The 10,674-nt window shown below is 38.7% G+C and carries 10 protein-coding genes; 5 read left to right on the forward strand and 5 right to left on the reverse strand.

Annotation, left to right across the window (positions count from 1 at the left end; genetic code table 11):
- Positions 1–575 precede the first annotated feature (575 nt).
- From drt3b to AC27EZ_RS13585, 4 genes are all read right to left on the reverse strand, one after another.
- Positions 576–2,546 (reverse strand): antiviral reverse transcriptase Drt3b, encoded by a 1,971-nt coding sequence (drt3b, locus tag AC27EZ_RS13570; protein WP_487135830.1) that lies wholly within the window; start codon positions 2,544–2,546, stop codon positions 576–578.
- Entirely contained in the window at positions 2,536–3,747 is a 1,212-nt protein-coding gene (gene drt3a, locus AC27EZ_RS13575) for an antiviral reverse transcriptase Drt3a (protein ID WP_487135831.1), read from the reverse strand. The genes drt3b and drt3a overlap by 11 nt, the downstream gene beginning before the upstream one ends.
- A 215-nt stretch (positions 3,748–3,962) precedes the next feature.
- Positions 3,963–4,373, reverse strand: a complete 411-nt coding sequence (locus AC27EZ_RS13580; protein WP_487135832.1) for a Dam family site-specific DNA-(adenine-N6)-methyltransferase — start codon at positions 4,371–4,373, stop codon at positions 3,963–3,965.
- Between the two features lie 44 nt (positions 4,374–4,417).
- Positions 4,418–5,290 (reverse strand): hypothetical protein, encoded by an 873-nt coding sequence (locus AC27EZ_RS13585; RefSeq protein WP_487135833.1) that lies wholly within the window; start codon positions 5,288–5,290, stop codon positions 4,418–4,420.
- A 223-nt stretch (positions 5,291–5,513) separates the two neighbouring features.
- Between AC27EZ_RS13585 and AC27EZ_RS13590 the strand changes: the two genes are divergently transcribed.
- The 4 genes from AC27EZ_RS13590 to AC27EZ_RS13605 all read left to right on the forward strand — a co-directional run bounded on the left by AC27EZ_RS13590 (position 5,514) and on the right by AC27EZ_RS13605 (position 8,664).
- Complete coding sequence (locus AC27EZ_RS13590; RefSeq protein ID WP_487135834.1) at positions 5,514–6,488, forward strand: tyrosine-type recombinase/integrase; 975 nt, start codon at positions 5,514–5,516, stop codon at positions 6,486–6,488.
- 94 nt (positions 6,489–6,582) lie between these two features.
- Positions 6,583–6,831 carry a helix-turn-helix transcriptional regulator gene (locus AC27EZ_RS13595; RefSeq protein WP_487135835.1) on the forward strand — a complete coding sequence of 83 codons (249 nt, stop codon included), beginning with the start codon at positions 6,583–6,585 and terminating at the stop codon, positions 6,829–6,831.
- Positions 6,821–8,032, forward strand: a complete 1,212-nt coding sequence (locus tag AC27EZ_RS13600) for a type II toxin-antitoxin system HipA family toxin (RefSeq protein ID WP_487135836.1) — start codon at positions 6,821–6,823, stop codon at positions 8,030–8,032. Before AC27EZ_RS13595 ends, AC27EZ_RS13600 begins: the two co-directional genes overlap by 11 nt.
- A gap of 128 nt (positions 8,033–8,160) precedes the next feature.
- Entirely contained in the window at positions 8,161–8,664 is a 504-nt protein-coding gene (locus AC27EZ_RS13605) for a tyrosine-type recombinase/integrase (RefSeq protein WP_487135837.1), read from the forward strand.
- A 398-nt stretch (positions 8,665–9,062) separates the two neighbouring features.
- Here the strand turns inward: AC27EZ_RS13605 and AC27EZ_RS13610 are convergent, their stop codons facing one another.
- Positions 9,063–10,034: an integron integrase gene (locus AC27EZ_RS13610; protein ID WP_487135838.1), complete on the reverse strand. Its 972-nt coding sequence runs from the start codon at positions 10,032–10,034 to the stop codon at positions 9,063–9,065.
- Positions 10,035–10,277: 243 nt separating this feature from the next.
- Between AC27EZ_RS13610 and AC27EZ_RS13615 the strand changes: the two genes are divergently transcribed.
- A complete protein-coding gene (locus AC27EZ_RS13615; RefSeq protein ID WP_120963647.1) occupies positions 10,278–10,562 on the forward strand; it encodes a DUF7957 family protein in 285 nt (94 codons plus the stop codon).
- Positions 10,563–10,674 lie beyond the last annotated feature (112 nt).

A 10,674-nucleotide genomic window follows, 5' to 3' on the forward strand; every position in this document is an offset into this window, starting at 1 on the left:
CTACCAATGAACGTAGCTTGAGAGAAGAATACAAGGGTAAACGCCAGTTAATGCCAAAACCAACAAGTCCAGCAATGAGGCTAAATTTGACTACTGATTTATTTACTGCGGAAGACATCATTTCTTTCAGTTTCAATAAAGAAATGTTTAACAAATAAATCAATGATAAATAAACCAAAATCATAAGGGTGCAAAGTGGGCCTTTCGTGTGTGCTGCATCCATTCTCGAAAAGTCAGCTTTCTAGCGAGGCTATCCAGCTTCATAATTTTAAACATCAACAGTTAACCATCAAGCTTGATCATTAAATCTAAGCTATTAAGCTTTATGACCCTAAGGTCACTTTAACCGGTGTCTTAGGATGTCAGGCTTGTAACGTTACCAAACCCTACACCTATGGCCCGTTTCTGACGCATCTTACTACAGACAAAGCTATAAGCATCGTGTAAACCCAAATATACTCAACCTATCAATCTTAGTTTATTGATAAACTAATCACGATAGGTATCATCTATTTAGATCTCTAGGCACGGCTCAAATTTACAGCCTGCCACTTTGCAATTACGATGTTATTATATCAATATGCTGTACGCAACTCTTTGCGCATCAATAATTTTTGAATATCTTCGGGATTGCTCTTCCAAGCATAGAACCACTCTTTTTCTGAGCTAAAGTAACTTGTAAGAGCTGAAGCTTTTTGACCGATTTGTTCAGTTTTAAGTGATGTATTCTCTTTTTGATATGCGATTAAATAAGCTTTTGCGATAGCTTTTTTCTCTGCTTTGGAGATATAAGGGGAAGATAATAGGTCACATATCAACAAAAAGGCTTCTGTTGATTTTTCAATCATATCGAAATCGTCAAACTTAGTGTCTATTACAAAGTTTATGATCTGCTTCTTTATCCCTTTTAATTTACGCTTATTCCCACAGTAATCTATACAGCAAACAATTCGAAAGTAATCTAAGCTTTTTATGTCAGCATCTAACCCAAAAGCTTGCTGTAGAAGCTCTTCAGATAGCATAAATGACCGTCCAAGAGACTCTGAGGTAGTAACAAGATTAAAAAGCTCAATATTCGGTGCTTTAGTTTGATGTGAACTAGATTGAATTAAAGAAGTGATTTCATCAAAAATAGCTTTATTTATATTAGAATCATCTGAATCATCTTTAGGCTCTTCTTTTAACAGATTAATTAACCGACAAATCAAATAGCTACTTCGTGATTTTGGACTCATAGCAAAAATAAAGAAGGTCGTTTCTAATACAAAAATTTTTAATTTTTCTAATTCCTTTATATCCACCGCTGCTTTGTGATTCTTAATAGCGTTAAGAACCTTCTTAAGTAGCTTAATTAAAATTGATATTGAGAAACTAATCACAGCATCAAAACTTACCTCATTTTTCTTTACAATAGCTTTAACATCTCTGATAAAAGAATTAGACAATGAACTCTTATTCCAAATCTTTTTCAAAAGCTCTTCTTCTGAATAGTCATTATCTTGTTTAAAGTTTACTAGTTGAGAGAAGTAATGATCAATTGTCTTACCTATTTCAATTTTAGCTATAGTTTCGCCAGTCATGAATGGGCGGTTGACAGATATTGTTTTGGACTCATTAATGTAGAGCTTAAATTCTGACAAATTCTTCTCTAATATTTGTGCTATCGTTTCAGAAACAGATTTGTTATTAGAAAATATAAAATAGTCATCAATATAACGTCTAATTTCATAATCAACTCCACGAGTAAGCTCATTACAAGATAAAGCATTATCAACTTTAGTATCAATAGACTGTAGGATAATCTCCGCAAAAACTCTAGATATTTCGGGACCAATCAAAATGCCATTTGTTTCATTGTAATTCAGCAGTTGCATCAACTTGTCAAACCCACCGTCAAATGTATCTGCATTGACGTAGTTTTTTGAAAAGCTTTTCCCCTTAACAGCCCACGACATACTATGGGTATAAATATGGTGAAAACACTTGGATATATCCATTCTCAAAAGGTTTTGAAATTTTCTTTCGAGTCGATGAAACTCATAAGATTCATAAAACTTATACATAAAATTGTATTTTTCATAAGAAAAATATGAACTAGAAGTCAACTTAGATTCAGAGTTATTGTCTACAGCTCCCCATTCAACGTCTGTATCTTCAGTCTTTCTGTTCTTTTCATAATAATACGAACCTACATCGCTAGGGTATCTGAGTGAATTTTTGTTGTTTGCCGTTAGGTTTAAAATTACTTGTTCAAAGTTTGAATAGAATTTTGAACACTCAATTTGATGTAATGGATGAATAACAGATAATGTTCTATATGAATTCTCATCCTTTTTAATTTTGTAATTATAAGGAATGCTATACACCTTCTTCTTAACGCTATTAAGCGGAAAAGGGAAGTTCAACTTATCGTCATTATCCCTTAAAGCCCTATAAAACCCTGAGTTGGAGAACTTAAGAGGGACTTCGTATGGGAGCGTATCGGTGAGCAAAGCCCGGTAAGCGTCATTTTTATTAATAAACTGTTTTTTAGATTTACGTGACATGCTTCCAAGCCTTTCTTATTAATATGATTTTCTCTGGGGTGAATTTGAAAGTTTTTTTATTTTTAAAGCCCGTTGCAAACTTAAGTCGAATCAACTTTTTCCTTTGATAGTTTGATAACATACCAGTCAATTTACTTCCTAAACTACCACGCTTAGAAAGTACACTCCTAGCAAGAAAAATATCGAGTTGTCTTAGGTCTTCCTCTCCTAATTGATGTTTTTCTATCAATGGATAATTATAGTAAATTCCTGATTTCAGTCCCTTTCTGTTGCTATTAATTGTATAGTTTCCAGTTAGGAACTTAATTCGCTCAAAAAGCAAATCATAATCACCGTCTATACAGAATCGCTTCAATGAACAAATAACTCTAGACTTGATTTTTTTCAATTTAGATTCAGCTATTCCAATATTTACTTGCTTATTTTTATCACTCTTGATTACAAACTTATATCCTAAGTACTCTAATGTTTGTTCAACGGCAGTAGCACCTTTCGGGGGCAATTCTTTTTTAATATGGTCTGATTTTTTGTTAAATTTCAATCCACTAGGTAAGGAGCTTTCTGCGAGACGTTCTATGTCTTGTTTGGGTTTTGTAGTAAAGATTATTATATCGTCAACAAATCTAGCGTAGTAATAAATCGAGTGATGTGCAGCCATCGTCCGATCAAACTTTTGTAGAAATAATTCAGATAAAGTTGAACTAATAGCTTGCCCCCTATGCAAGCCAGAGCGTGAGTTACTATAAAAAGTGTTTACTATTGTTTTTGTTTGGCTGCTTGGCACAGGATTGCCATTGATTTTCTTTAGAACTGTCTCTAGTGATATGTTTTCATAGAACTTTTCGATATCTAACTTTAAAACGGTAAACGGTACAGGTTCTTTCAGTAGAGCCTCTACTTGCTTAACAATTTGCTCTCGGTTTTTAGGTTTTATTTTGAATATTCGTTTTAAGTTATCATTTGCTTTCCTGAGTGCAAATTCAGATACAGGGTGATGTGTACCTAGTATAACCATTTCACCTTTTTTTGTTTTTCTCGGACGAACTGGAGTTATTGTGAAGTTAGAGCTAATAAGCTCATCTGTCAGTCCTTGATGAAATGCTAGATAATCTTCTTTTTTACCCCCCATTTTATAATTTCGAGGATCTACTTTTTTGGTTAAACGGAGATAGTTTTTAGGTGTAAAAGCTTGATTAAGCATTTTTGACTAATCCTTCAGATACCATATCAGTAAATAATTGAACGGAAATTTAGTAAAATCCGTGATTTTTACGCTATTGTATAAAAACATACACTATCCATATGAATTATAATATCTAATTGTGGTTTTTTTAAGAAGGTGAGTGGCGCTATATTGTTGATTTATAGGTGTTATATAAAAGTAACTTGGAGTCATCATAGATAATAACTCCAAGTTCATTCAGTAGCCCGGTTGAATATACCCCTTGAGTTATATCTCAATAGCCCGTTAAAACAATGCCTATTAAGATATAGGAGCAATAACGCTCGCTCAGTATTGTCCTGTGATTGGTTAAACTTTTCTCTCACCGAATAATAGAATTCAGGGTTATTGGTCGTCGTATTAAATAGCTTTCTACTTTCAATGATAAACGTGTTTACATCATGTTGTATGAACCGATACAGTGAAATAAGGTCTGTGTTGGCATCATTGAGGTGATACTCCTTATATTCGGTATTTAGTGGTACCGATGCGTTGCCGGTAAACACATCAATAAGCACATCACCTTTCTTGGGTAAGTGTCTCAGCAGTCTTTTCATCATCAGCTGCTTAGAGCTTGAAGATTTTAGCGGGCCAGGTTGATTCATAGTATTTACATTAGAATTCTTTCTATCATTAAGTGTGCTAGTTTTTACTCTTCGATATTATCGTCAACGGTGTGAGTATTGACGATCCTAGCCGCAGTATTGAAAAGTTCGAAATCAACGAGAGCTTCCGTCTTCGGATCGCCCTTCCGCTTTTTACTTTTCTTGGCGTCGTCCCATCCTGCATTGTAGGAGAGTTCTATGAGCATCTTGACTCGATTTCTATCATTGGGATTAAGGCGTAATAGAAAATGCTCTAAAAAAAGGTTTGTTGACGGCGGGAGCTCGTCTGAGAGGCGTTGCTTAGCTGCGCCAACCTCTTCATCCGTCCTGACGGCGTAATCCTTAGAGAATAACATCTCGAAAACTTCATCATAGTTTTCGGCGTATGTTTCTCCCTTAGCTATGTCAATTAATTGCTTAGTCTTTGGTGACACCTCGATCGTTTCTATATTTTTAAGACCTCGGTGTTTGAAAGCACGATATCGATTTTGAAATTGCTTAATGACGGGTTGTGAAAACCACGGCCGCATCGCCTTATATAGGGGTCTGGGCTCAAGCGTTAGCCATGTATTGAGTATGTTGGTGTCAGTGGCCAAAAGGGTTTCTTTATCCTGCAGATACTCTGACTCTGGCACTGATTTTAAGAACTTAATGAGGTGTTTGTGGAGGTATGACGTCCAAAGGCTTGCGCGGGATTGCGCTTTGAATTCCTCAAAGGTTTTCTCGAAGGCAGTAATTTTGGCAGGTCTTATATGTTTACGCATCGCGATGAAACATCTGGTTTTACCCAGTCCTCTCCACTCGGGCATTTTTGCTTCTATACTAAAGGGGGTTTGAATGTCCTTTTCACGTAATGAACTTAAAAAAGACGTTAATTTTTCGTCCAAAAATGCCTGCCAAAGACTGTCTTCTGTCATGGTATGTGCTCGCTATCAAATTTGTTCCATCATATAGTAAATTGGCGCCAAAATAAAAAACGTTATTTGTAACGCTTTTTATTTTTCCTATAACTCCCCTGCCCCGCATATTAGAATAAAGCGTTACATGTAATGTTTGATAAAAGATCTTGATCACCTCACTCCCCTGCTCTATTATTCAATATAACTCGAATTATCTTAAATAATGAAAAAGAGCGAATTTATGTCCTCCATGCTAATTCATGTCGATAATGTACCGATGGCGATCGCAGAGTCAGATCGCGAACGAGTCATAGAGAATCTACGTGAATTAAAAGACGATGTATGGGAGCTGAAATCAGAAAATACGAAACGGGCCTATCAGTTCGATTTCAATCAATACCTGGGGTTTTGCAAAGATAACGCGCTGCCGGCCATGGCCAGCAATGTTAATGTAACTAAAGCATCGTGTCGGGCTTATCTAGACTACTTGATGTCGACCAAGCTGAAGCATCATACCATACGCCGTAAAATTGCTTCAGTGCGCTATTTCATTGGTGTAAGCGAATTGCCGGACCCGTGGAAACAGTCAAAACTCTTTGCCGAATACACCAACCATAAGATAAATCAAAAGCCCAGCCGACAGTCTCAAGCCGCGCCCATGCGCCTTGAAAATATTGACGCCATCAATGCAAAACTCGATACGGATTCACTGATTGGGTTACGTGACGCCGTCATCTTTAACACAGCGATAGACACGATTTTCCGGGCGTCAAATTTGTTAGCAATTGAGCTGCATCACATCGATTTTGCCAAACAACGGATCTTCGCCCCGCGCTCTAAAACCGATAAATCAGGTAAAGGCCAGTATGGCTATATATCAACAACCACTATCAATCTTATCGATAAATGGCTCACGCGAACGGGCATTTCTGATGGCCCTTTATTGAGAAAACTATCCCCAAAGCAAACGGTGCAAGATACCGCGATGCAATACCATGCACTACTGGCTAGATACAAGAATTTAGCGGGATTACTCAATCTAACGTTTAAACCAAGCTGCCATAGTACCCGGGTCGGAGGTGTAGTAACCATGTTTGAACGTGGTATCTCATTAGATCAGATTCAAAAAGCCGGCGGATGGACAAGTTCAGCGATGCCGATGCATTACGGTGAAGAATTTGATGTAACGAAAACAGGTATGGCGAACGTAAGGTAACCTTCGTTATTCTTATATTAAATGTATTTATATATGTACATTGTTACTAAGAAATGTTATTTGTATATATATAGATACAAATATAGTGTGAATAATGAGCAGAGAATCTATCGGCAATCAGCTAAAGGCAAAACGAAAACATCACCGCATGAGTCAGGATGATGTTGCCAAAAAACTCAAGACAGGCCGTCCCCGAATATCTCAAATTGAGAACGGCCGTTATCAGGGATCACTGCAACTGCTTGAGCGCTACTTAACTCTAATGGACTTAGAGTTAACAGCCATCCCCATTAATCACCGCCCGAAATTTGATGAACTTGGGGCCATTTACGATGACGACTAATTTAATTCTCGCAAGCTTACCCGAACGGGTTCTCCGACTGAGCGTTCATGTGGCCGGACAATCGTCTGGTATCTTAAATCGGACGGCCCAGTTTAGTTATACATATACTAATGAAGATTTACCAGTATCGCTAACGATGCCTTACCAACCTGAGTCGTATACGCATGGTACACTGCATCCAATATTCACGCAGAATCTGCCTGAAGGTTATCTGCGACGGTATATTTCTGAGAAGCTCATACGCTATGCTAACGTCGATGATATGTACTTACTGGCGCTCATGGGGGAGAAAGGCATAGGTCACTTATCTTACGATGCCGGCATTACCTTGCCAGAGCCTAATCCAATCACCATCGATGACATACTGCACTGGTCTGGCAAAGAAAGTTTATTCCCTCAACTACTGGACCGTTACTACTTAAATGGTATGGCATCCGGCGTTCAGCCTAAGGTAATGGTATCCCGTTCGACTCTCTTACAACAAGACGTTATTGTTAAAACCTTTGATGACGAATTCCCGTTGCTGACAGTCAACGAGTTTGTTTGCATGAAATGCGCTGAGTACTGTGGTCTGGATACCCCCAAGGTATGGCTATCAGATGATTTGCAGCACTATGTGGTAGAGCGTTTTGACGTAGATAATGACGGCAATAAAATGGGTATCGAGGATTATGCTACGCTTATGGGGCGCACTGGAGACCAGAAATATTTAGGTAGTTATGAAAATGTGATGAAGGCAACACACCGCAATACACACTCCCCTGAAGAAGTAGACAAGATGTTTACGCTGATTGCATTTAACTGCTTGATTGGAAACGGTGACGCGCACCTTAAAAACTTTTCATTGCAATATTCCACTAATCAGTCAGACATACGACTTAGCCCAGTGTATGACGTCACTCACACGCTCATCTATCCAACTATAGACAACACAATGGCGCTTAAATTGCGCAAAAGCAGGTCTTTCCCTACGAGGCGGGATTTAATCGAGTTTGCTTTTAATGCAGGAATGACACGATCTTTTGCTGCCGATACAGTCGATAGCATGGCGCAGGGTATCCTTGAATGCCTTTCATCGCTGAACGAGGTTTTACTTATGGACGGATTACGGGAGTCGATAGAAAAGCATGTAAACTCCACTATGGCTAAGCAGAGTGTATATAGCGTTTATCGGCATGATAAGAAGAAAAAGTACCAGTAAATCAGAAACGGGCCTATCAGTACGGCTTCAATCAGTACCTGGGGTTTTGCAAAGATAACGCACTGCCTGCTATGGCCAGCGATGTTAATGTGACTAAAGCATCGTGTCGTGCCTATCTGAATCACTTGATGTCGACCAAACTTAAGCATCACACCATACGCCGTAAAATTGCTTCAGTGCGCTATTTCATTGGAGTAAGCGAATTGCCGGACCCGTGGAAACAGTCAAAACTCTTTGCCGAATACACCAACCATAAGATAAATCAAAAGCCCAGCCGACAGTCTCAAGCCGCGCCTATGCGCCTTGAAAATATTGACGCCATCAATGCAAAACTCGATACGGATTCACTGATTGGGTTACGTGACGCTGTCATCTTCAATACAGCGATAAACACGATTTTCCGGGCTTCAAATTTGTTAGCAATTGAGCTTCATCACATCGATTTTGCCAAACAACGGATCTTCGCCCCGCGCTCCAAGACTGATAAATCAGGTAAAGGCCAGTACGGCTATATATCAACAACCACTATCAATCTTATCGACATATGGCTCACGAGAACGAGCATTGCTGATGGCCCTTTATTGAGAAAACTTTCTCCAAAGCAAACGGTGCAAGATATAGTGATGCAATAGCATGCAATTTTGGCTAGTGTCGTCGGACATTAAAGATTAGAACTATGACACTAACGTTTGAAACTGTAACATCTAAGTTCGCGGTTTTTACGTAGCCTGCATTTCGCTCTAGCAAGGTTTATCCAAAAAGGAGTTTCGTCGACAGTCGTAAATGAGCGATAACCAAACATTAGCAATTTGGCAGGCAGGCAACTGCTTTAGACAAACTATAGACCTTCAGAGTTTAGGTTTTTAACTTCCCAATTGTGCCAGCATGCGCTCAGGGTTTAAATGCTTGCTGTGTGCAATAAGCAGACATTGGTTTTTTCGTATTACTAATCTGAAATGAGTAGAGTAAGTCTGCTATAAATTGAGTAGGTACTTTTGGTGCCAAAGCGGTCAATAGTGTTAATACACCATTAAAATAAACGACTCAAAGGACTTACTACACCATTAGCGCCTTGCTGAAGAACATGAGTATATATTTGAGTGGTTTTTACATCGGAATGTCCCAGTTGGGCCTGAACCGTCCGGATATCTGCGCCAGACTGCAGTAAGTGGGTAGCAAATGAGTGCCTTAAAGTATGAGGCGTGATTGCTTTCGTTAAACCCGACACCAATACCGCTTTTTTTACCGCTTTGCGAACGCAAGTAGGATGAAAATGATGTCTTCTTATCTCACCAGTTTCTGGGTCTGCGCTAAGTTTATGAGAGGGAAACAGGAACTGCCAAGCAAGCGATTTATTCGCTGAAGGGTATTTTTTAGCAAGTGCATGAGGCATCCAAACACCGGCGTATTGCTCATTCTGTATATCGAGCCTTAGATATTCATCAACCTGCGCGATTTGATTTCTAAGTAATGGAATTAGCTCCGTTGCCAAAGTAACGACTCGGTGTTTTTGGCCTTTACCATTCCAGACCCTTAAACACTTGTAATCGAAATCGATATCTTGCACGCGCAGTTGCACGGCTTCCATGCTCCTTAGGCCACTGCCATACATCAAGCCAGCAATAAGATAGTAACGTTTATCCAATCTTGACATAAGCAGCTTCACTTCATCGTGCGTCATAACAATGGGTAGTTTGGGTTGGCGTTTACTTCTGGCAAAATTCAAATTGAGAGACAGTTCATTCTTGATAATGTGCTTGTAAAGAAACGATATCGAGTTTAATGCAGTGGCTTGCGTGCGCGGTGACACATTTGCATTTAACGCCAAATGTTCAAGATATTGTTCAACTTCATTATCACCCATCGATGAAGGGTGACGTTTTCCATGAAAGTGAATAAATGCTGAAATCCATTTTAAATAAGTAGAGACAGTCCTTGGAGAATACTGCCTTAGCAACATGTACTCAGTGATGTGATTTAAGAGAGGAGACTTTGTTTTCATTATTTTCTATTTTTATGTATAAATATACAGTTATAGCAGCCTTTCCCCTATATTCAAGAAAACGACCCAATCGCGCGTTTGCATCCTAAAATCAAATAGCTTTATTTTATTGCAGCCATTGTCTGCGTCGGCTTTCACAAACTTGGTAATCATGGCAATATGGATAAAAACTAGCGGCAGCTCGGTAGAAAAACGCGCAATTTGCGCCTTATTAAATTGTTAGGCATCTAGGAAACATAAAGGATGAAAATAGAATTTCCTATTGTTGTTGAACATAAGAGTTTAACTCTTAAACTTTTCAATTACATGGATTACCCAAAAGACAAACCTGCAAGAAACGTAGAAGCATTTGATAAAAATGGTAATAGGGTTTGGACTATCGAGTCACTTGGTGGCAACCCGGGAACAGATTGCTATACAAGTATAAAATCAGTTAACGGACTAATTCATGCCTTTAACTTTCAATGTTACGACTGCGTTATTAATGAAAAAGATGGCTCCATAGTTTCAAGCAGTTTCACTAAATAGGATTTGATTGAAATGCCTAACAAAGCGCTAAACTCGCTCCCTTCGGTCGCTGGGACACAAACGCAGCGCGGCTTCGCCATTATAGCGCTGCATTTGTGCCTGTTAGCTTAAC

The sequence above is a fragment of the Alteromonas sp. 4NH20-0056 genome, assembly GCF_057539655.1.

What these genes read in the sequence shown, in the direction of transcription:
- drt3b (WP_487135830.1), bottom strand. Translation starts at nt 2,546, where the DNA reads ATGTCACGTAAATCTAAAAAACAGTTTATTAATAAAAATGACGCTTAC.
- drt3a (WP_487135831.1), bottom strand. Translation starts at nt 3,747, where the DNA reads ATGCTTAATCAAGCTTTTACACCTAAAAACTATCTCCGTTTAACCAAA.
- AC27EZ_RS13580 (WP_487135832.1), bottom strand. Translation starts at nt 4,373, where the DNA reads ATGAATCAACCTGGCCCGCTAAAATCTTCAAGCTCTAAGCAGCTGATG.
- AC27EZ_RS13585 (WP_487135833.1), bottom strand. Translation starts at nt 5,290, where the DNA reads ATGACAGAAGACAGTCTTTGGCAGGCATTTTTGGACGAAAAATTAACG.
- AC27EZ_RS13590 (WP_487135834.1), top strand. Translation starts at nt 5,514, where the DNA reads ATGTCCTCCATGCTAATTCATGTCGATAATGTACCGATGGCGATCGCA.
- AC27EZ_RS13595 (WP_487135835.1), top strand. Translation starts at nt 6,583, where the DNA reads ATGAGCAGAGAATCTATCGGCAATCAGCTAAAGGCAAAACGAAAACAT.
- AC27EZ_RS13600 (WP_487135836.1), top strand. Translation starts at nt 6,821, where the DNA reads ATGACGACTAATTTAATTCTCGCAAGCTTACCCGAACGGGTTCTCCGA.
- AC27EZ_RS13605 (WP_487135837.1), top strand. Translation starts at nt 8,161, where the DNA reads ATGTCGACCAAACTTAAGCATCACACCATACGCCGTAAAATTGCTTCA.
- AC27EZ_RS13610 (WP_487135838.1), bottom strand. Translation starts at nt 10,034, where the DNA reads ATGAAAACAAAGTCTCCTCTCTTAAATCACATCACTGAGTACATGTTG.
- AC27EZ_RS13615 (WP_120963647.1), top strand. Translation starts at nt 10,278, where the DNA reads ATGAAAATAGAATTTCCTATTGTTGTTGAACATAAGAGTTTAACTCTT.